The sequence below is a fragment of the Microbacterium sp. Root280D1 genome, from assembly GCF_001428975.1.
Classification (GTDB): Bacteria; Actinomycetota; Actinomycetes; order Actinomycetales; family Microbacteriaceae; genus Microbacterium.
The window spans coordinates 622419-647369 of the sequence record NZ_LMJK01000001.1; the positions used below are offsets into that span (position 1 = coordinate 622419).

The window sequence follows — 24951 nt, forward strand, 5'->3', positions numbered from 1 at the left end:
GGGAGAGGGAAACTGCGATGACGGCCGTGCCGGTCGTGATCGGTGTGCGCTCGCCGCATCCCGTGGTCGCCACAGACCCCGCGCCCGCGTCGCAGGGCCTCATCGACACCCACGGTCGCGTGCACCGCGACCTGCGCATCTCGCTGACCGACCGCTGCTCGCTGCGCTGCACCTACTGCATGCCCGAGCAGGGAAACGAATGGCTCGCGCGCACCAGCATCCTGTCGACCGACGAGATCGTCGAAGTGGCGCAGGTCGCCGCATCGCTCGGCATCCGCACCTTCCGGCTCACCGGCGGTGAGCCGCTGCTGCGTGCCGACATCGTCGACGTCGTGCGACGTGTCTCGGCGATCGAGGGGGACGAAGGCCCTGTCGAGGTCGCCATGACGACGAACGGCATCACGCTCGCGAAGCACCTGCCCGACCTGATCGACGCCGGCCTCACGCGACTGAACATCAGCATCGACACGGTCGATCGTCAGCGCTTCGCCGACCTCACGCGTCGAGACCGCATCGACGACGTGTTCGAGGGCATCGCGGCAGCGGCGGCATCCGAACTGCGCCCGCTCAAACTCAACACGGTCGCGATGCGCGGCGTGAACGACGACGAGTTGCCCGACCTGGTCGCGTTCGCGATGGAGGTCGGTGCGCAGCTGCGCTTCATCGAGCAGATGCCGCTCGACGCCGGGCACACCTGGGATCGCGATTCGATGGTCACGCGCGAGGAGATCCTCGAGAAGCTCAGCGCGCGGTGGGATCTGGAACCGGTTCCCGGCCGCGGCGGTGCGCCGGCGGAGAAGTGGCGCATCGACGGCGGACCGCACGAGGTCGGCGTCATCGCCTCGGTCACCGCCCCCTTCTGTGGCGCGTGCGACCGACTTCGACTGACCGCCGACGGACAGCTGCGCAACTGCCTCTTCTCGAATGCCGAGTACGACCTGATCGGCGTGCTGCGTGGCGACGGAGCATCCGACTCCGCCCGGCGTGCTGGCGGGATCGCCGACATGCTGCGCTCCTGCGTGCACGGCAAGCTGCCGGGGCACGCGATCAACGACCCGTCATTCCTGCAGCCCGCCCGAGGCATGAACGCCATCGGCGGCTGAGTCAGCCCCGCTTCGCGTTCACAATTCAGCAGAGAACGTGCGTTCCGCGTGCTCAGGGCCTGAATCCGGCCCGATCCCGACCGTTCATGCTGAATTGTGAACGGCGACAGCGCCGCGTCAGTCGAGGAACTCCCGCGCGGCGGCCGACAGTGCGGTGACGCCGACCTCGATCGTCGGGTGGATCTCGGGCGCGAAGAACGGCGAGTGGTTGGTCGGGATGTCCTTGTCGAGCGTGCCGGCGGCGGCGGATGCCGCGAACTTCGCCGCATCGATGCCGCCCCAGAACCAGAAGACCAGCGGCGCGCCGGTGTCGCGGGCGAACCACGACACGTCCTCGCTGCCGGTGAACATCCCGGGGTCGACGACCGACGCCTCGCCGAGCGCGCGCTGCAGGGCGGAGGTGACGCGCGCGGTGGCATCGGCGTCGTTGATCGTCGGCGGCAGGGTGTGGTCAGTGCGGATCTCGGGCTCGCGCTCGGCTCCGGATGCCGCCGCCTCGGCCCGCACGATGCGCTCGACGCTCGCGAGCACCTTGTCGCGCATCTCGTCGTTCGGATAGCGCAGGCTGAGCTCGAGCTTGGCCTCGGCCGGGATGATGTTGTTCTTGAGGCCCGCATGGATCGAGCCGACCGTCACCACCGCGACATCGCGCGGGTCGACCTCGCGCGATGCGATGGTCTGGAGGCGCATGACGGTCGCCGCGGCCATGACGACCGGGTCGATCGTGGAGTGCGGGCGTGAGCCGTGGCCGCCGCGTCCGTGCAGCACGACGGTGAGTCCGTCGGATGCCGCCATCTGCGTGCCGGGGCGCACGCCGATGGTTCCGGCGGGCAGGGGAGTGACGTGCTGGCCGAGCACGACGTCGGGGTGCGGCACGAGATCGCGCAGTCCGGCGTCGAGCATGGCACGGGATCCGGCGCCGTACTCCTCGGCGGGCTGAATGAGCACGACCACGGTTCCCGACCAGTCGGCCTTCTCGGCGACGAGCTTCTCGACGGCGCCGATCATCGCGGTGACGTGCATGTCGTGGCCGCAGGCGTGCATGACGGGCACGGTGTTGCCGGCCGGATCGATGCCGGTCGCGGTGCTCGCGTACGCCAGCCCGGTCTCCTCGCCGACGGGCAGCGCGTCCATGTCGGCGCGCGCCCACACGACCGGGCCGTCGCCGTTGCGCAGGATGCCGACCACGCCGGTGACGCCGATTCCCTCGTGCACCTCGAGGCCGAGATCCCGCAGGTGGCCCGCGGCGATGCCGGCGGTGCGCGTCTCCTGGAACGAGAGCTCGGGATGCTGGTGCAGGTCGGTGTAGAGCGCTTCGAGGTCGATCGTCATGGCCCGAGCCTAGTCGCGGCGGTACGACTCCAGTGCCGGTCCTGGATGCAGTACGCCGTTGACGATCGACCGGATCGCGAACTCGCTCGCCTCGCCGAGGTCGAACACGTCGCGATGCAGCAGCCATTGCAGCTGCAGGCCGTCCATCACGGCGAGGATGCTGGCGGCGGCCGTCGTGATCGTCGAGGGCTCGGTCACTCCCTCCTGCGCGCACAGGGCGTGGAAGGCCTCCGTCACCTCGCGTCGCAGCGTCGTGTATCGCTCTTCGAAGTACTCGCGGCCGGGGTGGTTGTCGGTCACGGACTCCGATGAGAGCACGGTGTACGCCTGAACGATCCCGGGGCGCCGCTCGTTGGCGATGGCGGTGCGCACGAGGTGCAGGAAGAGCTCGGGTCCGCCGGGGATGTGCTTCTCGGCGAGCTCGGCGACGTCGGCCTGGTCGCGGTAGGCGAGCACCTCGAGCAGCAGCTTCTGCTTCGACCCGAAATGGTGCAGCACGCCGGCGTGGGTGATGCCCACCTGCTCGGCGACATCGGCGAGGGTGCCGTTGGTCGATCCTTTGTTGCCGAAGATCTCGACGGCGGCTTTGAGGATCTGCTCGCGCTTCTCGCGGGTGGCAGGCCGGACGGACGTGTGGGCGACAGCATCCTTCGACATGGTCCATCCTCTTCTGCACGGAATCCTGCACTGGATCGTACTTGCCAACTCTACTTACCAACGAGTAACCTCGCACCAGCTTACTTTCTCGCCAGTAAGCGAATGCAGTCGGATGCCCGGGCACCGACAGCCACACAGCACAACGACCCGTGCCCAAGGAGAAGCAATGAAGCTCAGAAAGTCCATGATCGTCGTCGCGGCGATCTCCGCCCTCGGCGTCTCGGCCCTCGCCGGCTGCGCAGCCGGCGGATCGAACGACGGTGACGCCGGATCAGGCGGCGCAGCACTGACGATCGCCAAGCCCGACGGCGCGATCACCACCGAGTCGAACAACCCCTACGTCGGCGACTCGTCGGCGTCGAAGTACGGCTACGGCAAGGTCATCTTCGAGACCCTCGGTCTCGTCAACCAGACCGGCGACCGCGAGGTCACCCCCTGGCTCGCCGAGAGCATCGAGTGGAACGACGACTACACGGCCCTCACCGTCGTGCCCCGCAAGGACGTCACCTGGAGCGACGGCGAGCCGTTCACCGCCGACGACATCGTCTTCACCTACGAGCTCGTGTCGACCCCCGAGCTCGACACCGCCGGCCTCAAGTTCGAGGGGGCGACCGTCGAGGGCGACGCCGTCACCCTGAACTTCGGCGAATCGAAGTACGTGAACCAGGCGCGCGTCCTGCACGTGCCGATCGTGCCGAAGCACATCTGGGAGAACCTCGACGAGCCGGCCACCGACCCCGTCAAGGGCGACGACCTGGTCGGCACCGGCCCCTACGCCCTGTCGAACTGGTCGACCGAGTCGGTCACGCTCGAGGCCCGCGACGACTACTGGGGCGGCGATCTCGCGGTTCCCGAGCTGCACTACGTCTCGTACGGCGACAACACCGCTCTGACGACGGCTCTCGCGCAGGGCGAGGCCGACTGGGCGCAGGCGTTCATCCCGCAGATCCAGGAGCAGTTCCTCGACGCCGACCCCGAGCACAACAAGTTCTTCGTCGCGCCGACCACGGGTTCGGCGACGCTGTTCATGAACCTGCAGCAGAAGCCGTTCGACGATGTGGCGTTCCGCCAGGCGCTCGCCTGGGTCATCGACCGCGACGCCTACGTCGACATCGCCCGTGAGGGCGCGAGCGAGCCGGTCTGGTCGGTGACCGGTCTGTCGTCGATCCTCGAGGACGAGATCCAGCCCGAGTTCCAGGGCGAGGAGTACTCGGTCGACGCCGAGAAGGCGCGCGACCTGCTCGAGAGCGCCGGATACACGTGGAAGGACGACGCGCTGATCGACCCCGACGGCACGCCCGTCTCGTTCACGCTCTCGGTGCCCTCGGGCTGGAGCGACTGGAACACCGCGCAGGAGCTCATCGCCGAAGACGTCACCGAGGCCATCGGCGCCGAGGTCAAGATCGACATGCCCGACTGGGGCGGCTGGGCAGGCCCCCGCGACGACGGCTCGTTCTCGGCCATCATCCACTGGCTGGAAGACAGCGGCACGGCCTACGGCCTGTACACGTCGACGATGGACCCGCGCTGGATCTCGCCCGAGGGCATCGCCGGGTTCAACTTCGGACGCTTCGAAGACCCCACGGCCACCGAGGCGCTCAACACCTACGCGAACGCGTCGTCCGATGAGGAGCGCACTGCGGCGATCACCACCCTCGAGCAGATCTTCGTCGAGCAGGTCCCGGCGATCCCGCTGGGCGCGCACCCGCTTCTCGGCGAGTACAACACCCGCAACTACGTCGGGTGGCCCTCGGAGGACGACCCGTACGCCTCGGGCGACCCGACGCAGCAGAACATCGTGCAGATCCTCACGAAGCTGAAGCCGGCCGAGTAAGCAGTCCCGGAGGGGCGGATGCAGCGGCATCCGCCCCTCCCACCGACCTCCCGACCGACGAAGGACCCCTCATGTCAGAACCACTGCTCAGCGTGCGCGACTTCTCGGTCGTGTACGACGTCGACCCTCCCGTAGAGGCGGTGAAGAACGTCACGCTCGAACTGCAGAGAGGCGAGATCCTCGGTCTCGCCGGGGAGAGCGGATGCGGCAAGACCACGCTCGCCTACGGCGTGCAGCGTCTGCTCCGGGCCCCTGCGGTGATCGCGGGCGGCAGCGTGACCTTCCACGATGCATCCGGTGTCGACGTCGACATCAACGCGCTCGACGTCGAGGCGATGCAGAAGTTCCGCTGGGACAAGGTCTCGATGGTGTTCCAGGGTGCGATGAACGCACTGAACCCGGTGGCGACGATCGGCTCGCAGCTCGAGGACGTGTTCGAGATCCACCGCCCTGACATGACGCGACGGCAGCGCAGGGCCGAGGCCGAGGAACTGCTCGAGATCGTCAAGGTCGGGCGTCAGCGCACCCGGTCGTTCCCGCACGAGCTCTCCGGCGGCATGCGCCAGCGTGTCATGATCGCGATGGCCCTGGCGCTGCGCCCGCAGCTGATGGTCATGGACGAGCCGACCACGGCGCTCGACGTGCTCGTGCAGCGGGAGATCCTCAAGCAGATCTCGCAGCTGCGGCACGAGTTCGGCTTCTCGGTGATCTTCATCACCCACGACCTTCCGCTGCTGCTCGAGATCAGCGACCGCATCGCCATCATGCGCGAGGGCGAGATCGTCGAGCTGGCCTCCGCCGAGCAGATCTGGACCGACCCGCAGAACGACTACACGAAGACCCTGCTGTCGTCGTTCCCCCGACTCACCGGTGCGAGAGGAGTGCTGACCCGATGACCACTCTCGAGTTCGCCCACGTCAGCAAGATCTACAACGTCCGCGGAGCCGGCCAGCTCAAGGCGCTCGACGACATCAGCTTCACCCTGAACTCCGGCCAGACCATCGGTCTCGTCGGCCAGTCGGGCAGCGGCAAGTCGACCATCGCGAAGATCCTCACCCAGCTCGAGACGCCCACGTCCGGCGAGGTGCGGCTCGACGGCGCACCCATCCCGCGGCACGGCAGGGGACTGCGGAAGTACCGCCAGCAGCTGCGGATGGTGTTCCAGGACCCGTTCGCCTCGCTCAACCCGTACCACTCGATCCGCTATCACCTCGAGCGCCCGATCCGTCTCGACGACGTCGTCCCCAAGAAGGACACCGAGGCCGAGGTGCGCCGACTGCTCGAGCGTGTGCGCCTCGACGCGGATGCCGTGATCGACCGCCGCCCTCATGAGCTGTCGGGCGGCCAACGTCAGCGCGTCGCCATCGCCCGTGCGCTCGCCTCGCGGCCGTCGCTGCTCGTCGCCGATGAGCCGGTGTCGATGCTCGACGTGTCGATCCGTCTCGGAGTGCTGAACCTGCTCGCCGATCTCCAGCGCGAGGAGGGCCTCGGCGTGCTCTACATCACCCACGATCTCGCCACCGCCCGTCACTTCAGCGACAAGATCATGGTGCTGAACCAGGGTCGGGTCGTCGAGTACGGCGACGCCGACGACGTGATCCTCACCCCGCAGGACCCCTACACGCGCGAGCTGCGGGCGGCGTCGCCCGACCCCGACAAGCACTTCGCGACGACAGGCTCGCACGGAGGTGCACTGTGACCACCGCATCCCCCGATCTGGGTCAGATCGACCAGGAGAACCGCGACGCGCTCGAGGTCGGCACCACCGCGACCGTCGCGCAGAAGGGGCGAGCCGTCGTGCCCTGGCGGTTCTTCGCCGGTCGGGCCGGCTTCTACCTGTTCACGCTGTGGGCGGCCATCACGATCAACTTCTTCCTCCCGCGGTTCATGAAGGGCGACGCGGTCAGCTCGTACCTCGCGCGCAACCGCAACATCAGTCCCGAGGCGGCGGACTCGCTGCGGGCGCTGCTCGGCATCGACACCGACAAGTCGATGTGGCAGCAGTACATCGAGTACTGGGCGATGCTGTTCCGCGGCGACCTCGGCATCTCGACACTGCACGGCCTGCGTCCGGTGAGCGAGGTGCTGGCATCCGCTCTCCCGTGGACGCTCGGCCTCGTCGGTCTCGCCACGATCATCTCGTTCGCGCTCGGCACGGTCGGCGGCGCGATCGTCGGCTGGAAGCGCGGCAGCAGGCTCGACGCCCTCATCCCGATCACGACGTTCTTCAACACGATCCCGTACTTCTGGCTCGGTCTCATCGCGATCGCGATCTTCTCGTCGACCCTCAAGTGGTTCCCGTCGTCGCACGCCTATGACAAGGGGCAGTCACCCGAATGGAGCCTCGACTTCATCGGCCAGGTCATCGTGCACGGCACCCTGCCGGCGGTCACGATCATCATCGCCTCGCTCGGCGGATGGATGCTGGGCATGCGCAACATGATGCTCACGGTGCTCGACGAGGACTACATCACCGTCGCCCAGGCCAAGGGCATGCCGAACAGGCGGGTGCTGTGGGCGTATGCCGCTCGCAACGCGGTGCTGCCGCAGATCCAGAGCTTCGCCCTCTCGATCGGGTTCATCGTCGGCGGCACGATCGTCATGGAGATGGTCTTCAGCTACCCGGGCGTCGGCAAGCTGCTGCTCGACGCCACGAACGCGAAGGACTTCGCCCTCATGCAGGGCGTGTTCCTCGTGATCACGCTGTCGGTGCTGGTCGCCAACATCCTGGCGGACATCGTCTACGCATACCTCGACCCGCGCACGCGCCAGACGGAGGCCTGACATGAGCGTTCCCACCTCGACCGACACGACCGCGCCCGACGGCACCACGATCCCCACCGGGATGCCGGAGACTGCCACGTTCCGCACGGCCCGCGGCGACCAGCCGAGCCGCAAGACGTTCTGGTCGCAGCTCGCACAATCGTTCGCGATGTTCCGCAACCCCAAGTCGATCGCCGGCCTGATCATCCTCGGGGTGTTCGTGCTGATCGCGATCTTCGCCCCGCTTCTCGCGCCCTACGGGGCCACGCAGAAGGACCGCACCGCGCTGCGTCAGCCGCCCTCGTTCGACCACTGGCTCGGCACCACCCACATGGGCGAAGACGTGCTCAGCCAGCTCATCTTCGGCACGCGCGGTGTCGTCGTGGTCGGATTCCTGTCGGCGATCATCGCCACCGTCATCGCGATCACGATCGGCGTCATCGCCGGATACGTGCGCGGGTGGAAGAGCGAGTCGCTGTCGGCGCTCACGAACGTGTTCCTGGTGATCCCCGGCATCCCGCTGATCATCATCGTGGCGTCGCAGTTCGAGAACCCGCCGCTGATCGTGATCGCCGCAGTGCTGGGCCTCACGGGCTGGGCATGGGGCGCGCGCGTGCTGCGCGCGCAGACCATGTCACTGCGCAACCGCGACTTCATCCAGGCGGCGCGCGCCAACGGCGAACCGCTGCACCGCATCATCACCGTCGAGATGCTGCCGAACCTCATGGCGCTGATCGCGTCGAGCTTCGTCGGCACCGTCACCGCCGCCATCCTCGGTCTGACGACCCTCGCCTTCATCGGGGTGATCCCGGTGAGCAACCTCAACTGGGGCACCATCCTGTTCTGGGCGCAGCAGAACGGCGCCTTCCCGAGGCTGTGGTGGTGGTACGTGCCCGCAGGACTCTGCATCGCGATCATCGGCGTCGCCCTGTCGCTCATCAACTTCGGCATCGACGAGTACGTCAACCCGAGGCTGCGGTCGGCCGGTGAGCGTGCCCGCGCGATGAAGAAGAAGGGGCTCGACGTGAACGATCCGGTGACGGCGGTGCGCAGCGCGCCGACGACCGACTCGGGTACCGTGCAGAGCGCGGCGACAGCGACGACGACCCATACGAAGACCGACAAGAAGACACAGAACGCCGAGTGATGACCTCTCAGACCCTGACCGAATCCCTGCCCTACCTCGACCCAGAACTGCCGATCGCCGCGCGCGTCGCCGACCTCCTCGACCGCATGACGGTCGAGGAGAAGATCGGGCAGATGCTGCAGCTCGACGCTCGCGACGACCTCGACGATCACGTGCTGGGCAAGCACGTCGGCTCGATCCTGCACACCTCGCCGGAGCGCATCATCCGGGCGAACGAGCTGACCGCCCAGACGCGACTGCGCATCCCGCTGCTCGTCGCCGAGGACTGCATCCACGGCCACTCCTTCTGGCCGGGAGCGACGATCTATCCGACGCAGCTCGGCATGGCCGCCACGTGGGACGCCGAGCTGGTCGAGAAGGTGGCGAGGGCCACCGCGGTCGAGGTCGCGGCGACCGGCATCCACTGGACCTTCTCCCCGGTGCTCTGCATCGCACGCGACCTGCGCTGGGGCCGCATCGACGAGACGTTCGGCGAAGACCCGTTCCTCATCGGCGAGCTCGCCTCCGCCATGGTGCGCGGATACCAGGGCGAGGGCCTCGACGACCCCACCGCGATCCTCGCGACGGCGAAGCACTTCGCCGGCTACTCCGAGACGCAGGGCGGGCGCGACGCCAGCGAGGCCGACATCTCGCGGCGCAAGCTGCGGTCGTGGTTCCTGCCGCCGTTCGAGCGGGTGGCCCGTGAAGGATGCCGCACGTTCATGCTCGGCTACCAGACCACCGACGGGGTGCCGATCACGGTGAACGACTGGCTGCTCAGCGATGTGCTGCGCGGCGAGTGGGGTTACACCGGCACGCTCATCACCGACTGGGACAACGTCGGACGCATGGTCTGGGAGCAGCATGTGCAGCCCGACTACGCGCACGCCTCGGCCGCGGCGGTGAGCGCGGGCAACGACATGGTGATGAACACTCCGGGCTTCTTCGCCGGAGCTCTCGAGGCGGTGTCGAACGGCCTGCTCGCGGAGGACGCCTTCGATGACGCCGTGGCGCGCATCCTCACGCTCAAGTTCGAGCTGGGGCTGTTCGAAGACCCGCGACTTCCGCAGGCGGACCTGGATGCCGTGGTCGGCAGCGCCGCCCACGCCGAGCTCAACCTCGAGACGGCCCGCCGTTCGATCGTGCTGCTCGAGAACGACGGCGTGCTGCCGCTCGACGCGTCGGCGCCGCTGACGGTCGCGGTCGTCGGGCCCCTCGCCGACGACGCCCAGACGCAGCTCGGCGACTGGGCCGGCGGATCGGGTCAGGCCGGATGGCTCGACGGACAGCCGCGCGAGATGATCACCACCGTGCTCGACGGTCTCGCCGGTACCGACGGATGGTCGGTGACGCACACGCGCGGCGCCGAGATCCTCACGCTCGACGACGATCCGCGGGGCACGAAGTTCCCCGACGGGCAGCCCCGGCCCTCGGTCGTCGTCCCGAGCGCACCCGACGACACGATGATCGCCGAGGCCGTCGCTGCGGCCGAGGCGTCCGATGTCGTGGTCGCCGTCGTCGGCGACCGTATCGAGCTCGTGGGCGAGGGCCGCTCGACGGCGACGCTCGAGCTGATCGGCGGACAGAACGCGCTGCTCGACGCGCTCATCGCGACGGGGAAGCCCGTCGTCGTGGTGCTCCTGGCCTCGAAGCCGCTCGTGCTGCCGGCATCCGCATCGAAGGCCGCCGCCGTGATCTGGGCGGCGAACCCCGGCATGCAGGGCGGCCGCGCGCTCGCCGAGATCATCTCTGGTGCGGTCGAGCCGTCGGGGCGCCTGCCGATCTCGTTCGCGCGCCACGTCGGGCAGCAGCCGACGTACTACAACCAGATCCGCGGCCAGCACGGCGACCGCTACGCGGACCTCACGCAGTCTCCCGCGTGGGCGTTCGGCGAGGGGCTGTCGTACTCGACGGTCTCGTACGGCGAGCTCTCGCTCGACACCGACCGGCTCGGTCTCGCCGACACGATCGTCGCCGAGGTGACGGTGACGAACACCGGTTCGCGCCCGGTGCGCGAGACGGTTCAGGTCTACGTCCGCGACTCCGTCACGAGCGTGAGCTGGGCCGACAAGGAGCTCAAGACCTACCGCCAGGTCGACGTCGCGCCCGGAGAGTCGGCGCGCGTGCGGCTCGAGGTGCCGGTCGCCGAGTGCTCGATCGTGGATGCGGCCGGCAACCGTCGCGTCGAATCCGGCGCGTTCGAACTGCTGGTCGGTCCGAGCTCACGCGAAGAAGCCCTGCGGAGTGCTGCGTTCACCGTGGCATGAGTCTGCGACGAGGGCGCTCAGGCGTCCTCGTCGCGGAGGCGCTGCGGCCCCGCGCCCTGACTTCCCAGGGCATCGTCGGGGTTGAGCAGACCGCACGCCTTCATCGACAGGCATCCGCAGCCGATGCATCCCGTCAGCTCTCGTTCGAGTCGCTCGATGCCCTCGCGGCGCTTCTCGAGTTCGCGCTTCCAGCGCCGTGACGCCCGCTGCCAGTCGGCGTGACTCGGGGTCTGCGTGAGCGGGACGTCGGCGAACGCGTCCTGCACATCCGACAGCGGGATGCCGAGGCGCTTCGCCACGGTGATGAGCGAGACCCGGCGCAGCATGTGTCGGGCGTAGCGGCGCTGATTGCCGGCGGTGCGCGTCGACGCGATGAGACCGAGGCTCTCGTAGAAATGCAGGGCGGACGGGGCGACGCCGGTGCGCCTGCTCATCTCGCCGATCGTCAGCGGCTCGTCGGGTCCGTGCGCAATCCGGTCCGGATCGGTGCTCATCGCGGCCTCCTCGATTTGACCTCAAGTGTACTTGAGGTCATACGGTGGCAACCGTGACCCGAACGGAGACCGCCACCCGATGACCTACGTGATCGCCCTGCCCTGCGTCGATGTCAAGGACCGTGCGTGCATCGACGAATGCCCTGTTGACTGCATCTATGAGGGCGAACGCTCGCTGTACATCCACCCCGACGAATGCGTCGACTGCGGCGCGTGCGAACCCGTCTGCCCGGTCGAGGCGATCTACTACGAAGACGAGACTACTACAAGGCCAACGTGGAGTTCTTCGATGAGCTCGGGTCGCCCGGTGGCGCCGCGAAGCTCGGCATCATCGAGCGCGACCACCCGATCATCGCCGCACTTCCGCCCCAGGAGGCACCCGAATGAGCAGTCAGCAGCACCCCGCCGCGCCGGTTCCGTCCGAGGTCGGTGAAGGGCTCAAGGCCGCGTTCCGCGCGCATCCGGCAGGGGTCGCGATCATCACGGCGATGACCCCTGCCGGTCCCGTCGGTCTCACGGCGTCGAGCGTCGCATCCGTCGCGGTCGACCCCGCGGCGATCGTGTTCTCGGTCACCAGGGCCACCGGCAGCGCGGGCTCGATCCTCAACGCCGAGTCGTTCGTCGTGCACCTGATCGACGACGAGCACTCGGCCCTGGCGCAGAGCTTCGCGGTGAGCGGCGCCGACCGCTTCACCCCCGAGCAGGGGTGGGGCACCCTTCCGACCGGTGAGCCGTACCTCGCCGAGGCGCGCGCCGCGATGCGCGGTCACACGATGTCGACGGTCGCGGTCGGCTCATCGACCGTCGTGGTCGCCGAGATCGACGAGGTGCTGCTCGGGCGGGCGGGCCGACCGCTCGTCTACCTCGACCGCCGATTCCACTCACTCCCCACCGATCAGAACGACTGAAAGGAACAGCATGCCCACTCCGTACACCCTTCCCGAGCTACCGTACGACTACTCGGCGCTCGCCCCGCACATCTCCGGCAAGATCATGGAGCTGCACCACTCGAAGCACCACCAGGCCTACGTCACCGGTGCCAACACGGCGCTCGAGCAGCTCGGCGCGGCCCGCGAGTCCGGCGACTTCGCCGCCGTGAACAAGCTCGAGAAGGACCTCGCGTTCAACCTCGGCGGTCACATCAACCACTCGGTGTTCTGGGAGAACCTGTCGCCCGACGGCGGCGGCAACCCCGAGGGCGAGCTGGAGGCCGCGCTGACCGACGCGTTCGGTTCGATCGACGCCTTCCGCGCCCACTTCACCGCCACCGCGCTCGGTGTGCAGGGTTCGGGCTGGGCTGTGCTCGCGTGGGACAGCGTCGGTGCGCGTCCGGTCATCTTCCAGCTGTTCGACCAGCAGGGCAATGCCCCGCTCGGCGTCACGCCGCTGCTGCAGCTCGACGTCTGGGAGCACGCCTACTACCTCGACTACCTCAACGTGCGCGCCGACTACGTCAAGGCGTTCTGGGAGCTCGTCAACTGGTCCGACGTGCAGCGCCGGTTCCAGGCCGTGCAGGAGAAGGCCGCGGGCCTCATCGTCGCCCGCTGAATCTCACGGATCTCCTCCCGGCGCCAGCGCGTCGGGAGGAGATTCGCGCCGCATTGCCGCCAGCCCGCCGCATTGCGGCCAACGCGCCGCATCGGGAGGAGATCCGCGATCCGGAGGAGGATGCCGCGGCATCCGCCCTCCGGATCGCAGATCTCCTCCCGATTGAGCGAGCGTCAGGCGAGCAGTTCGCCCGCGAGCGCCTCGATGCGACGGCGGATGTCGTCGCGGATCGGGCGTACGGAGTCGATGCCCTGCCCGGCCGGGTCGTCGAGCTCCCAGTCCTCGTAGCGCTTGCCGGGGAAGAACGGGCAGGCGTCGCCGCATCCCATCGTGATCACGACATCAGAAGCCTGCACGGCCTCGGTCGTGAGCACCTTGGGCTGCTCGGCGGTGATGTCGATGCCGAGTTCGCTCATGGCCTCGACCGCGATCGGGTTGATCTGGTCGGCGGGCATGGATCCGGCGGAGCGCACCTCGATGCGGTCCCCGGCGACCTCTCGCAGAAAACCTGCGGCCATCTGCGAGCGTCCGGCGTTGTGCACGCACACGAAGAGGACGGAGGGCTTGGTGGTGGTCATGATGTCTCCAGGGTAGGCGAGCGTGCGGGGTCGAGGGTCGTCAACGGTGTCCTGCCGATCTGCAGCACCGCCGGAGCCGCGCAGCAGCTGCCCGCGTTGTCATCGAAGTCACCGGACCCCCCGCATACCCCGGTCGCGGGCAGGGTGAGTTCGTTGCGGGCCGCGCCCTCGTGATCGCCGGCGAGGTGGGCCGCGACGCTGCGCACCTGCTCGTAACCGGTGAGGGCGAGGAAGGTCGGAGCTCGACCGTAGGACTTCGCGCCGACGATGAAGAGGCCCTCCTCCGGCTGCGTGAGCTGTCGGGCACCGGTCGCGCCCACCGAACCGCAGGAGTGGATGTTGGGGTCGATCTCGGAGGCGATGCCGGCGACCGCATCGAGAGCGGGGTCGAGATCGATTCGGAGTTCGCGCAGGATGCCGGTGTCCGGCCGGAATCCGGTGAGCGCGAACACGTGCGCGATCTCTGCCATCTCGCGTCCGTCTTCGGCGACGATCACCAGGCCCCTCCCGTCCCGCCGGAACTCGGCGACTCGGAATCCTGTCACCACCTCGACGACACCGTCATGGACCACCTTCGACACCCGAGAGCCGAGCGCTGCGCGTTCGGGCAGCTGATCTCCGGCGCCGCCCCCGAGAACGTTCGCGGCGCTCCCTCGGCGGAGCAGCCAGGTGACGCGGGTCCCCGGCGACCGGCGGGCCAGTTCGCTCAGGCGCAGCACGGCGTGCGTGGCGGAGTGTCCCGCTCCGACGACGACCACATGCGAGCCGGCGAGCCCGGACACGTCGTCGGGGATGCGGTAGGAGATCAGATCGGATGCCGCGGCCTCGCCCACGGCGGGGAAGCCGTCTGCGCCCGCAGGGTGGGGGAGACCCCAGGTGCCGCTCGCGTCGATGACCGCCCGGGCGAGGATCCGCGACTCGGTGCCGTCCGTGTCGAGGGTGTGCACGACGAACGGCTGGTTCCTGCGTCCGGACTCGACGACCTTGTCGCGACCCTGGCGAGCGACGCCTGTGACGGCGGTGCCGTACCGGATCCGCTCACCGAGTGCGCCCGCGAGAGGCGCCAGGTAGTCGCTCACCCATTCCGCCCCGGTCGGACAGCCCGCGGTCGGTGCGGTCCACCCGGTCGGCTCGAGCAGGTGACGCGCGGCGGCATCCGTCAGCTCGGGCCACGCCGAGAACAGGCGCACGTGGCCCCATTCGGAGACCGCGGCGGCAGGGCCGCGCCCGCGTTCGAGGACGACGACGTCTTCGCGGCGTTCGACGAGATGCGCCGCCGCGGCGAGACCCTGCGGCCCCGCGCCGATGACGACGATGGGAAGCTCGGACACGACATCTCCTCAGATCGAAACACTTCAATATGAGAAGCGTCGCCCACGTATCGAAGATTGTCAATACGTGAGAGGATGAGCGTATGACGCTTCCGGTGACGATCGAGCAGACGGGCTGCTGCACGCCGCGCGCGGCATCCGCTCTTCCGCTCGCCGAGGCTGAACGGATCGCCCGCCTGTTCAAGGCGCTCGGCGACCCGACGCGCATCCGCCTGCTCTCGCTGATCTCGTCGGCCGCGGGTGGCGAAGCCTGCATCTGCGACCTCACCGATCCGGTCGGTCTGTCGCAGGGCACGGTCTCGCATCACATGAAGCTGCTGGCGGACGCCGGACTCGTCACGCGTGAGCAGCGCGGCAAGTGGGCGTACTTCTCCCTCGCCGAGGGCGCTCTCGACGCCGCCGGCGACGCGCTGCGAGCCGTCTGATCCTGCTGCGCTCCTCAGGTCGGCGTGCGGTCATCCCGATAGGCTGATTCCATGGCCCTCCTCTCGATCGCCGGTTTGGCGCGCGCTCCGCATGAGCTGCGCTCGGCGACTCCGATGAAGGAATGGATGCGCGTCGTGCTCCACCCGGGCACGAACGGGTGGACCAGCGTCTGGGGCACTCTCTCGCACGGCGAGATCGCGGGCTGCCCGCCGCCACGCGACTAGACCGCGCCTCTGTGGGGTGCGGTCTTCCGCGTCGTTCACCCCTTCTCTCGCGTGAGGTCTCGTCATGTCTGCTTCTCCTGTCCGCACCCGTCCCCGTCTCCGCCTGGCTCCCCATGAGCTGTGGCGAGGCATCCGCTCCAACGCCCGCAGCGAGGTGCTCGGGGGTTCGCTGTTGCTCGCCGCCACCGTCGCCGCGCTGATCCTCGCCAACACCCCCGCCGTGTCGTGGTACGAGTCGGTGCGCGACTTCACGTTCGGCATCCCCGAGCTGCATCTCGATCTGAGCATCGGGGCCTGGGCCGCGGACGGCCTGCTCGCGATCTTCTTCTTCGTCGTGGGTCTCGAGCTGAAGGAGGAGTTCGTCACCGGCCGACTGCGCGATCCGCGTCAGGCGGCGCTGCCGATCGCCGCAGCCGTCGGCGGGGTGATCGTGCCGGCGATCATCTTCGCCCTGATCAACGCGGGCGACGGCGACGCCCTGCGCGGCTGGGCCATCCCGACCGCCACGGACATCGCGTTCGCGGTCGCCGTGATCGCCGTGGTCGGGAAGTTCCTCCCACCGGCGCTCCGTGTCTTCCTGCTCACACTCGCGATCATCGACGACCTGATCGCCATCACGATCATCGCGACCTTCTACACCGACTCGATCAGCTTCCCCTGGCTGACTCTCGCGCTGCTGCCCCTCGCAGGATTCGCGCTGCTCGTGCAGAAGGGCGTGCGGGCGTGGTGGATCCTGATGCCTCTCGCGATCGCCGTGTGGGTCTGCATCCATGCCGCCGGCATCCACGCGACCGTCGCCGGAGTCCTCCTCGGTTTCGTCGTTCCTGTCATCCCGACCGAGCGCGCCCGGGTGCCGCGGGGGACGGATGCCGACGGCGAGCCCCTCTACGACGGCCTCGCCCCGCACTTCGCCGACCGGTGGGGTGTCGTGGCGACGCTGTTCGCCGTGCCCGTGTTCGCCTTCTTCGCGGCGGGCGTCACGATCGGCGGACTCGCGGGGCTCGCGTCGGCGCTGACCGATCCGATCGCGATCGGCATCATCGTCGGCCTCGTCCTGGGCAAGCCGATCGGGATCCTCGCGACCACGTTCCTGCTCAGCCGGGTGCCCGCTCTGCGTCTCGACGAGTCGCTGCGCTGGCCCGACCTCGCCGGCATGGCATTCCTCGCGGGAATCGGATTCACCGTCTCGCTGCTCGTCGGAGAGCTGGCCTACGGGTCGAGTTCGGTCGCCGACGAGCACGTCAAGATCGGCGTGCTCCTCGGCTCCCTGATCGCCGCGGTGATCGGCGGGCTGATGCTCGCGAGGCGCAACGCTCTCGCCCGCCGATCGCTGCTCGACGCCTGAGGGCGACGGTCAGGAGCTGCCGACCGTCGACTGCAGCTTCGCCATCACCTGGGTGATCGTGAACGATGCCGATTCCTGGCGAGCGGGGAACTCGGCAAGGGTGTGCAGCATGTTCGCCACATACGCCTGGGCCGGGATGAACAGGAAGATGTGGTCGAGCACCCAGTCCCAGTAGGTGTTCGAGGTGATGTCGGCGCGCTCGAACGGATCGGTGCGCAGATTGAAGAGCTTCGGGAACCGCAGCTTGCGCCAGTTGCGCAGGTCGGTCGGGCCGGCGGTCGGCGTGAAGACCGTGGAACCGGGCACGAGGTCTTTCGGATCCGCATCCGGAAAGGCAGCCGGGTCGAGAGGCCGCTCGGCCACGGTGATATATCCCGTGGCATCGACGAATTCCGCGTACTGCGCGTTGGTCACCTGGTAGCGGTCGATCTCGAACGAGGCGACCTCGCGCTCGTGCACCGGGCGCTCGTCGGGGTAGAAGTCCCCGGACCCCATCCGGAAGGTTCCGCCGGGGATCAGCACCATGTCGCGAATGTTCGTCACCCGCGTCAGCGTAGCGTCCGGGTCGTCGCGCGGGGCAGGATGCTCGCCCGCGTGGGGCTAGCCGACCAGGCGCGCGGTCGTGCCTCGGACGTTCAGCTCGTAGGGGAGCTCGGCCGGTATTCCCGCGGCTTCGCCGTCGGCGAGCTTCGCGAGCACGGCATCCGCCGCACGCTCGCCCTGCCCGAGGGGGAACTGGTCGACGGTGCTGAGTCGGAAGAACTCGCCGAGCTCGTGACCGTCGATGCCGACGATCGAGAGGTCGTCCGGCACGGCGAATCCGAGGTCGCGGGCGGCGAGGATCGCCCCGATCGCCATCTCGTCGGATGCCGCGAACACGGCGGTGGGTCGCGGGCCGGGGCGTCCGAGCAGCTGCTTCGCCGCGCGGTATCCGCCCTCGACCGTGAAGTCGGCGGGCTCGAGGAAGGCCGGATTCAGAGGGATGCCGGCCTTCGCCAGTGCCTTCTCGAAGCCCAGGCGACGATTCGTCGGGATGTGGAAGTCGATGTCGAACTCGGGGTTCGCGCCGATGTGGGCGATGTCGCGGTGTCCGAGACCGATCAGGTGCTCGGTCGCCAGCTGGGCCACGGCGACGTCGTCGACGGTGAGGGTGTCGAGCTTGGGGTTCGGCCCGCCGATCGCGATCACCGGCAGGCCGAGGTCGAGCAGGTACTGCGTCTCGTCGTCGTCGAGCTCGATCGACACCGCGATCACCGCATCCACTCGCTGCCGCCGCAGGAAGGTGTCGAACACGTGGCGGCGCACGTCCTTGTCGGCGGTGATGTTGTAGAGGGTGATGTCGTAGCCCTCGCGCATCAGCGCGGACGATACCCCCGACAGCACGGTGCTGAAGAACCATCGGTCGAGGAAGGGCACCACGACCCCGATGTTGCGGGTGCGGCCCGATGCCAGGCTCGACGCGCGGGAGGACACGACGTAGCCGAGCGCCGATGCCGCCTCCTGCACGCGCAGGCGGGCCGACTCCGACACATGGCCTCGGCCGCTCAGCGCGCGCGAGACCGTCGCGGTCGAGACGCCGGCGAGCCGGGCGACCTCATCGATGCTCGCCATGGGGGATCCTCTCTGAGCCGTTCCGGTCGCAGTTCGTGCCGTCGGGCGGAGCCGGGGGCGGCGCGAACTGCGACCGGAACGTCGTGCGGCTTACGCCGTGGTGTACCAGACCGCGGTGTCGACCGGCACGGCGCCACCGTCGAACGGCTGGCTCTGCAGGATCACGAACGCGTCGGTCGGCAGCGGCAGCGGCGCGGTGCCGAGGTTCGCGAGCACGTGCACGTCGCCGCGGCGGAACGCCACCGCATCTGCGCCGGCGTCTTCCCAGACGAGCGATCCGCTGCCGAAGCCGTGCTCACGCCGTCCGGCGAGCAGGCGCTTGTAGAGCGCCAGCGTCGAGGCGGGGTCGACCTCTTCGACGTCGCGCGAGTACGACGCCCAGTCGGCGGGCTGGGGCAGCCACGACGCACCGGTCTCGTTGAAGCCGAACGCCGGAGCATCCGCCTCCCACGGCAGCGGCACACGGCATCCGTCGCGACCGTAGCGCTCGCCGTTGGTGCGGAACCACGTCGGGTCCTGACGGAAGGCGTCGGGGATCTCCATCGCCTCGGGCAGGCCCAGCTCCTCGCCCTGGTAGAGGTATGCCGAACCCGGAAGCGCGAGCATCACGGTCGTCGCCGCGCGAGCGCGCGCGAGTCCGATGGCGGTGTCGGGCTTGTGCGGGGTGTTCGGGCCGATGCCCTCGCCCTGCGGGTTCTCGGCCGTGAGCGCGAGTCGCGACGCGTGGCGCACGACGTCGTGGTTCGACAGCACCCAGGTGCTGGGTGCGCCGACCTCGCCGAACGCGTCGAGGGATTCGCGGATGACAGACCCCAGAGCCTTCGCGTCCCACTCGGTCATGAGGTAGGGGAAGTTGAAGGTCTGGTGCATCTCGTCGGGGCGCACCCACAGGGCGGTCTGCTTGAGCGTCGGCATCCAGGCCTCACCGCACAGCGCGCGGTCGCCGTCGTACTCGGCCAGCACCTTGTGCCAGTCGCGGTAGATGTCGTGCACGCCGTCCTGGCCCCAGTACGGCACGTTCGCCTCGCCGCCGCCCATCGAGTCGGCGTCTGCCGGGGGCGTGTAGTCGGGCAGGCCGTCGGCCTTGATCATGCCGTGGGCCACGTCGACCCGGAAGCCGTCGACGCCGCGGTCGAGCCAGAAGCGCAGGATCGAGCGGAACTCCTCGCGCACCTCTTCGTTGTTCCAGTCGAAGTCGGGCTGCGTCGGGTCGAAGATGTGCAGGTACCACTGGCCCGGCGTGCCGTCGGCCTCGGTCACGCGCTCCCACATGCCGCCGCCGAAGACGGACTCCCAGTTGTTCGGGGGCAGCTCGCCGTTCTTGCCCTTGCCGTCGCGGAAGATGTACCGCGCGCGCTCGGGGCTGCCGGGAGCAGCCTTGAGGGCCTCCTGGAACCAGGCGTGCTGCGCCGACGAGTGGTTGGGGACCAGGTCGACGACGACGCGGATGCCGCGGGCATGCGCCTCGTTCAGCATCGTGTCGAAGTCGTCGAGGGTGCCGAACAGCGGGTCGACGTCGCGGTAGTCGGCGACGTCGTAGCCGGCGTCCCGCTGCGGGCTCGTCATGAACGGGCTCAGCCAGATCGCGTCGACGCCGAGCTCCTTCAGCGAGTCGAGCCGGCTGGTGATGCCGGGCAGGTCGCCGATGCCGTCGCCCGAGGCGTCGGCGAACGAACGGGGGTAGATCTGGTAGATGACCGCGCTGCGCCACCACTCGGAACCGGGGGCTGCGATCTGCTCAAGCTGTGCCATGGCAACAGATTAGTGCAAACGCTTACATGATTGCCAGAGCGAGCATCGAATCGATTCGGTGAGCCGATATTCTGCGCCGGTCCGCAGCCGCTTGCAGGCCCGGGAGTATGCTTCGGGCATCCGACCACAGGAGGCTGTCATGGTTCCCGAGATCAACTACTGGGCCGTTCTGCTCGCGACCGCCTCGAGCATGATCGTCGGCTCGATCTGGTACGCGCCGAAGGTGTTCGGCACCCGCTGGTCGAAGCTCGCGAACGTCGACATGGACCGTCCGGGGGCGAGCGCGACGATGGCGATCATCACCACCGTGATCGTGAGCTTCGCGACGGCGTGGGTGCTCGCCGGAGCATCCGCGATCGCCTGGCACTTCTACGACGGATCGTTCTTCTGGGCCGCCGTCGTCACCGGCGTGCTGCTGTGGGCCGGGTTCACGGCCGCGCGGTTCATCACGCACGACGCCTTCGAGGGCCGCCCGACGGCGTTGACCACCATGAACATCGCACACGAGATCGTCACGATCGTGGTCATGGCCGTGATCATCGGCGTCTGGCCGCCGGCTCTCGGCTAGCTCGCCGCGGCATCCGTCGTGAGGTCCTGCGCGAACATGACGAGGATCCCGCTCGGGCCGCGCAGATAGGTGAGCCGGTAGACGCCCTGGTAGTTCGCGACTCCTCGCAGCGGGTGATATCCGTGCCGGGCAGCAATCGCCAGGGACTCGTCGATGTCGTCGACGGAGAACGCCACCCGGTGCATCCCGATCTCGTTCGGCAGGGTCGGCTCGGTCTCGATCGCGTCGGGATGGATGTATTCGAACAGCTCGAGCTGACCGTGGCCGTCGGGTGTCTGCAGCACGGCGATCTTCGCGTGGTTGCCGTCGAGGCCGACGGCGGTGTCGGCCCATTCGCCGCTGACCTCGTCCCGACCGAGCACGGTGAGGCCGAGATCGGTGAAGAAGGCGATCGTCGCCTCGAGGTCGCGCACGGCGATGCCGACGTTCTCCAGTGTGATGGGCATGGCTCGCATGCTACTCGCGGGGCGCGACACGCCGGGCGCCTCGAAAGACTAGACCTTCGCCACTTCCGCCGAGACTTCCTGGTATGCCAGCATTTTGCACGTGACCTCCTGGTCGCCTGCGGTCGCCGACTGCGGTTCAGACCGAGGGGGTCTTCATGTCGGGTTCATCGCGCCGTTCAGCGCCATGGATGATCGCCGCCGCACTCATCGCCGCCGCGATGGTCGCGGGCGTGACCACCGCGGCCTCCGGTGATGCCCCCGCCGACGACCCGACCGCCGCACCGGATCCGACTCTGTCGGTCGCCCTCGCCTACGAGTTCCTCGATGCGCGCGTCGACGAGTTCTGCGACGGCGCGGGGCACTGCCTTCCCCGCAGCTATCAGGGAGGCTTCTTCACCGACCTGCCGACCTGGGACTTCACCCCGTCGTTCGTCTACGACGACGCCCTCGTCGTGATCGCGTACACGGCACGCGGGCTCCCCGACGACATCCGTCGGGCGCGGACCATCGGCGACACCCTGCTCTTCGTGCAGGCGAACGACCCGATCGGCGACGGCCGAGTGCGCACCTCGTACGAGCCGCACGGCATCCGTCAGGGGAGGGTCGAGATCACCGGCCCCGGCACGTTCACCGGCAACCAGGCCTGGACCGGTATGGCGCTCGCGCGTCTCTTCCACGCGACCGGCGACTCGACGTACCTCGCCGGGGCGGTGCAGATCGCCGAATGGATCCAGAACAACACCGCCGACATGGTGCGAGCGCCCTTCGGCTACACCGGCGGTCAGCTCGAGAACGGCTCGTCGCTGGAGTGGAAGTCCACCGAGCACAACAGCGATATCGCCGGCTTCTTCACGCAGCTCGCACAGCTCACCGGCGACTCCGTCTGGGCCGATCGGGCGGGCGTCGCGTCGGCCTTCGTGGCCGCGATGCAGAGCGCCGACGGCCATGTCGACACGGGCACCCTGCTGGACGGGTCGACGGTCAACACCCGCCCCATTCCCCTCGACGCGCAGACCTGGAGCTCGCTCGCCACGCGCGACCCCCGCTACGACACCTCGCTGGACTGGACGCTGACCCACCTCATCGCGACGGACGGGCAGTATCAGGGCGCGTCGATCAGCGACGCCGACGTGTCGAAGGTGTGGTTCGAGGGATCCGGCCACCTGGCGCTCGCTCTCACGCTGCGCGATGCGCCCGGTGACGCCGAACGCGTGGAGTCGCTGCTGAGCAGCATCCGCCTCGGTCAGCGCGATGCGCCCAACGGCGACGGCAAGGGGATCGTGGCGACGTCGACCGACGGCCTCGACTCGGGCTTCGGCGACCTCTACTACGCCAGCCTGCACACCGGTGCGACGGCCTGGTACCTGCTCGCCGCCGCGGGCGACAATCCCTTCGCGCTGCCCGTCGACTGACCCGTCGCGCGCCGTCACCACTGCCGCCACGTCGGGCGCGGTGCGGGGTCACTTTTGCACCGGCGGCGCGGTGCGGGGTCACCATTGCACCTCCGGCGCGGTGCGTGGTCACTATTGCACCGGAATCGCCAGTTTCGGGTGCGGAACTGGCCCCGGCTGCGGGCGCGGGTGCGGAACTGGCCCCGGCTGCGGGCGCGGATGCGGAACTGGCCCCGGCTGCGCGAGCGGGATCGGAACTGGCCCCGGCTGCGCGAGCGGGTGCGGAACCGACCCCCTCGGTGCTGGGGCCGGCGTCATCGCCCCGGTGCGGGGCCAAAAGCGCATCCTCCGCTGATGCGGGGCCAATAACGCATCCGAAACCGGCGATTCGGGTGCAGAACTGGCCCCGGCTGTGCGCGCGGGTGCAGAACTGGCCCCGGCTGCGGGCGGGGTGCAGAACTGGCCCCGGCTGTGCGCGCGGGTGCGGAACTGGCCCCGGCTGTGCGCGCGGTGCGGAACTGGCCGCGGCTGCGGGCGCCTACCGCTTACGCGGCGACGCGGGCGACGGCGGCGATCGCGCTGGTGAAGAAGTCGACGCCGTCGATGCCCGAGCGCATGGCGGCCGAGGTGTCGGGGCCGAAGCCGGCCTCGGTCGCGTGCTCGGGGTGCGGCATGAGCCCCACGACGTTGCCCGCCTCGTTGGTGAGTCCGGCGATGTCGCGCAGGGAGCCGTTCGGGTTCACGCCCGCATAGCGGAATGCCACGAGGTTCTCGCCCTCGAGACGGTCGAGCGTCTCCTCGTCGGCGATGTACCCGCCGTCGGCGTTCTTCAGCGGGATCGTGATCTCCTGGCCCGTGCGGAAGCGGTTGGTCCACGCGGTGTCGGAGTTCTCGACGATCAGCTTCTGATCGCGCCGCACGAAGTGCTGGTGGTCGTTGCGGATCAGCCCGCCGGGCAGCAGGTGCGCCTCGACCAGCATCTGGAAGCCGTTGCAGATGCCGAGGATCGGCATGCCCTTGGCCGCGGCGTCCTTGACCTCCGCCATGATCGGCGAGAGCGCGGCGATCGCACCGGCGCGCAGGTAGTCGCCGTAGCTGAAGCCGCCGGGCAGCACGAGGGCGTCGACGCCCTCGAGATCGTGCGAACCGTGCCAGAGGGCGACCGGCTCGGCGCCGGCGATGCGCACGGCGCGCTGGGCGTCGCGGTCGTCGAGCGAGCCCGGGAAGGTGATGACGCCGATGCGCGTGGTCACTCGGCGACCTCGATGCCGACGACGTCCTCGATCACGGAGTTGGAGAGCACCTCATCGGCGATGCGGCGGGCCTCGGCGAGGATCTCGTCGGTGACCTCGCCTTCGACGGTGAGCTCGAAGCGCTTGCCGATGCGGACATCGGAGAAGCCCTCGACGCCCAGACGGGAGAATGCGCCGGACACGGCCTTCCCCTGCGGGTCGAGCAGTTCGGGCTTGGGCATGACGTCGACGACGATGGTGGGCATGAACGGCTCCGGAAGTCGCGGGCGGACGGGCGTGTCCAGTCTACCGGCTCGGGACTCGCCCGATTCCCGGGTGACGGGGCTCAGGCGTGGAAGACGGTGTGCAGGTCGCCGATCGCCTCGCGGCCGCCGAGGCCGTCGATCTCGAACAGCACGGAGATGCCGACGACGTGGCTGCCCAGGCGCTCGACCAGTTCGCGTCCGGCGGCGAGCGTGCCCCCGGTGGCGAGCACGTCGTCGATGAGCAGCACGCGGGACCCGACGGGCAGATCGTCGTGCATCTCGATCGTCGCGGTGCCGTATTCGAGGGCGTAGTCGACGGATGCCGCGGGGCGGGGCAGCTTGCCGGCCTTGCGGATCGGGATGAGGCCGACGCCTGCGGCGATCGCGGCCGCTCCGGCGAGGATGAAGCCGCGTGCCTCGATGCCCGCCACGACGTCGAACTGTCCGGCGAACGGCGCGATGATCGCGTCGGTGGTCGCCTGCAGGGCCTCGGCGTCGGCGAGCAGCGGGGTGATGTCGCGGAAGATGATCCCCGCCTCGGGATAGTCGGGGATGCTGCGGATCAGGGATTCGGCGCGGACGAGGGCGGGGGAGAGATCGGTGTCGGGCACCGGTCAAGGCTACGCGAAAGGCTCGGGCTTGACACCGTGGGAGCGC

25 protein-coding genes and 2 pseudogenes are annotated in these 24951 nt (G+C 68.9%); 15 read left to right on the top strand and 12 right to left on the bottom strand.

Features of this window, described 5'->3' with window-relative positions:
- The first annotated feature begins 17 nt into the window (after positions 1-17).
- A complete protein-coding gene (moaA, locus tag ASE34_RS03110) occupies positions 18-1103 on the top strand; it encodes a GTP 3',8-cyclase MoaA (protein WP_056276422.1) in 1086 nt (361 codons plus the stop codon).
- Positions 1104-1220: 117 nt separating this feature from the next.
- Here moaA and ASE34_RS03115 read toward each other — a convergent pair whose 3' ends face one another.
- Positions 1221-2435, bottom strand: a complete 1215-nt coding sequence (locus ASE34_RS03115; RefSeq protein WP_053098565.1) for an amidohydrolase — start codon at positions 2433-2435, stop codon at positions 1221-1223.
- Between the two features lie 9 nt (positions 2436-2444).
- Complete coding sequence (locus tag ASE34_RS03120; protein WP_056276425.1) at positions 2445-3092, bottom strand: TetR/AcrR family transcriptional regulator; 648 nt, start codon at positions 3090-3092, stop codon at positions 2445-2447.
- Positions 3093-3258: 166 nt separating this feature from the next.
- On the opposite strand from ASE34_RS03120, the gene ASE34_RS03125 reads away from it, so the two are divergent.
- The 6 genes from ASE34_RS03125 (at position 3259) to ASE34_RS03150 (ending at position 11082) form a co-directional block, all read left to right on the top strand.
- Positions 3259-4926: an ABC transporter substrate-binding protein gene (locus ASE34_RS03125; protein WP_056276428.1), complete on the top strand. Its 1668-nt coding sequence runs from the start codon at positions 3259-3261 to the stop codon at positions 4924-4926.
- A gap of 71 nt (positions 4927-4997) precedes the next feature.
- Positions 4998-5822: an ABC transporter ATP-binding protein gene (locus ASE34_RS03130; protein WP_053098568.1), complete on the top strand. Its 825-nt coding sequence runs from the start codon at positions 4998-5000 to the stop codon at positions 5820-5822.
- Positions 5819-6625: an ABC transporter ATP-binding protein gene (locus tag ASE34_RS03135; RefSeq protein ID WP_056276431.1), complete on the top strand. Its 807-nt coding sequence runs from the start codon at positions 5819-5821 to the stop codon at positions 6623-6625. The genes ASE34_RS03130 and ASE34_RS03135 overlap by 4 nt, the downstream gene beginning before the upstream one ends.
- Complete coding sequence (locus ASE34_RS03140; protein ID WP_053098570.1) at positions 6622-7710, top strand: ABC transporter permease; 1089 nt, start codon at positions 6622-6624, stop codon at positions 7708-7710. The genes ASE34_RS03135 and ASE34_RS03140 overlap by 4 nt, the downstream gene beginning before the upstream one ends.
- Position 7711: 1 nt before the next feature.
- On the top strand, positions 7712-8836 hold the full coding sequence (locus ASE34_RS03145; protein WP_230100863.1) for an ABC transporter permease: 1125 nt from the start codon (positions 7712-7714) through the stop codon (positions 8834-8836).
- The gene (locus ASE34_RS03150; protein WP_056276434.1) at positions 8836-11082 is read left to right on the top strand and encodes a glycoside hydrolase family 3 N-terminal domain-containing protein; all 2247 of its coding nucleotides are present in this window, start codon (positions 8836-8838) and stop codon (positions 11080-11082) included. The genes ASE34_RS03145 and ASE34_RS03150 overlap by 1 nt, the downstream gene beginning before the upstream one ends.
- Before the next feature lie 17 nt (positions 11083-11099).
- Here the strand turns inward: ASE34_RS03150 and soxR are convergent, their stop codons facing one another.
- Positions 11100-11576: a redox-sensitive transcriptional activator SoxR gene (gene soxR, locus ASE34_RS03155; RefSeq protein ID WP_053098572.1), complete on the bottom strand. Its 477-nt coding sequence runs from the start codon at positions 11574-11576 to the stop codon at positions 11100-11102.
- A gap of 79 nt (positions 11577-11655) precedes the next feature.
- Between soxR and fdxA the strand changes: the two are divergent.
- From fdxA to ASE34_RS03170, 3 genes and pseudogenes are all read left to right on the top strand, one after another.
- Positions 11656-11963, top strand: a pseudogene (gene fdxA / locus ASE34_RS03160) (ferredoxin).
- Positions 11960-12484, top strand: a complete 525-nt coding sequence (locus ASE34_RS03165) for a flavin reductase family protein (protein WP_053098574.1) — start codon at positions 11960-11962, stop codon at positions 12482-12484. Before fdxA ends, ASE34_RS03165 begins: the two are co-directional and overlap by 4 nt.
- A gap of 10 nt (positions 12485-12494) precedes the next feature.
- Complete coding sequence (locus ASE34_RS03170) at positions 12495-13124, top strand: superoxide dismutase (RefSeq protein ID WP_056276437.1); 630 nt, start codon at positions 12495-12497, stop codon at positions 13122-13124.
- A 173-nt stretch (positions 13125-13297) separates the two neighbouring features.
- Here ASE34_RS03170 and ASE34_RS03175 read toward each other — a convergent pair whose 3' ends face one another.
- Together ASE34_RS03175 and ASE34_RS03180 are read right to left on the bottom strand one after the other, a co-directional pair.
- The gene (locus ASE34_RS03175; RefSeq protein ID WP_053098576.1) at positions 13298-13702 is read right to left on the bottom strand and encodes an arsenate reductase ArsC; all 405 of its coding nucleotides are present in this window, start codon (positions 13700-13702) and stop codon (positions 13298-13300) included.
- Positions 13699-15033, bottom strand: coding sequence for an NAD(P)-binding domain-containing protein (locus ASE34_RS03180; RefSeq protein WP_056276440.1), 1335 nt, complete (start codon positions 15031-15033; stop codon positions 13699-13701). Before ASE34_RS03180 ends, ASE34_RS03175 begins: the two co-directional genes overlap by 4 nt.
- An 83-nt stretch (positions 15034-15116) precedes the next feature.
- Here ASE34_RS03180 and ASE34_RS03185 point away from each other — a divergent pair, with 83 nt between their 5' ends.
- The 3 genes from ASE34_RS03185 (at position 15117) to nhaA (ending at position 17028) form a co-directional block, all read left to right on the top strand.
- Positions 15117-15458 (top strand): ArsR/SmtB family transcription factor, encoded by a 342-nt coding sequence (locus tag ASE34_RS03185; protein ID WP_053098578.1) that lies wholly within the window; start codon positions 15117-15119, stop codon positions 15456-15458.
- Between the two features lie 51 nt (positions 15459-15509).
- Positions 15510-15683: a hypothetical protein gene (locus ASE34_RS17965; RefSeq protein WP_200955149.1), complete on the top strand. Its 174-nt coding sequence runs from the start codon at positions 15510-15512 to the stop codon at positions 15681-15683.
- Positions 15684-15747: 64 nt separating this feature from the next.
- Entirely contained in the window at positions 15748-17028 is a 1281-nt protein-coding gene (gene nhaA / locus ASE34_RS03190) for a Na+/H+ antiporter NhaA (RefSeq protein ID WP_056276443.1), read from the top strand.
- 246 nt (positions 17029-17274) lie between these two features.
- Here nhaA and ASE34_RS17975 read toward each other — a convergent pair.
- From ASE34_RS17975 to ASE34_RS03205, 3 genes and pseudogenes are all read right to left on the bottom strand, one after another.
- Positions 17275-17553 (bottom strand): annotated as a pseudogene (locus ASE34_RS17975) (SUMF1/EgtB/PvdO family nonheme iron enzyme); the annotation flags it as partial.
- A gap of 75 nt (positions 17554-17628) precedes the next feature.
- Positions 17629-18639 (bottom strand): LacI family DNA-binding transcriptional regulator, encoded by a 1011-nt coding sequence (locus ASE34_RS03200; RefSeq protein ID WP_056276449.1) that lies wholly within the window; start codon positions 18637-18639, stop codon positions 17629-17631.
- Positions 18640-18729: 90 nt separating this feature from the next.
- Entirely contained in the window at positions 18730-20391 is a 1662-nt protein-coding gene (locus ASE34_RS03205; RefSeq protein WP_056276450.1) for a glycoside hydrolase family 13 protein, read from the bottom strand.
- A gap of 139 nt (positions 20392-20530) precedes the next feature.
- Between ASE34_RS03205 and ASE34_RS03210 the strand changes: the two genes are divergently transcribed.
- Complete coding sequence (locus tag ASE34_RS03210) at positions 20531-20959, top strand: DUF1761 domain-containing protein (RefSeq protein WP_053098583.1); 429 nt, start codon at positions 20531-20533, stop codon at positions 20957-20959.
- Here ASE34_RS03210 and ASE34_RS03215 read toward each other — a convergent pair.
- Positions 20956-21405: a VOC family protein gene (locus ASE34_RS03215; RefSeq protein ID WP_056277679.1), complete on the bottom strand. Its 450-nt coding sequence runs from the start codon at positions 21403-21405 to the stop codon at positions 20956-20958. The two genes, ASE34_RS03210 and ASE34_RS03215, sit on opposite strands and share 4 nt — an antisense overlap.
- 155 nt (positions 21406-21560) lie before the next feature.
- Here ASE34_RS03215 and ASE34_RS03220 point away from each other — a divergent pair, with 155 nt between their 5' ends.
- On the top strand, positions 21561-22817 hold the full coding sequence (locus ASE34_RS03220; RefSeq protein WP_056276453.1) for a hypothetical protein: 1257 nt from the start codon (positions 21561-21563) through the stop codon (positions 22815-22817).
- 524 nt (positions 22818-23341) lie between these two features.
- Here the strand turns inward: ASE34_RS03220 and purQ are convergent.
- The 3 genes from purQ to ASE34_RS03235 all read right to left on the bottom strand — a co-directional run bounded on the left by purQ (position 23342) and on the right by ASE34_RS03235 (position 24905).
- Entirely contained in the window at positions 23342-24049 is a 708-nt protein-coding gene (gene purQ, locus ASE34_RS03225) for a phosphoribosylformylglycinamidine synthase subunit PurQ (protein ID WP_053098585.1), read from the bottom strand.
- Positions 24046-24294, bottom strand: coding sequence for a phosphoribosylformylglycinamidine synthase subunit PurS (gene purS, locus ASE34_RS03230; protein WP_053098586.1), 249 nt, complete (start codon positions 24292-24294; stop codon positions 24046-24048). The genes purQ and purS overlap by 4 nt, the downstream gene beginning before the upstream one ends.
- Before the next feature lie 80 nt (positions 24295-24374).
- A complete protein-coding gene (locus tag ASE34_RS03235) occupies positions 24375-24905 on the bottom strand; it encodes an adenine phosphoribosyltransferase (protein WP_056276456.1) in 531 nt (176 codons plus the stop codon).
- Positions 24906-24951: the final 46 nt, after the last annotated feature.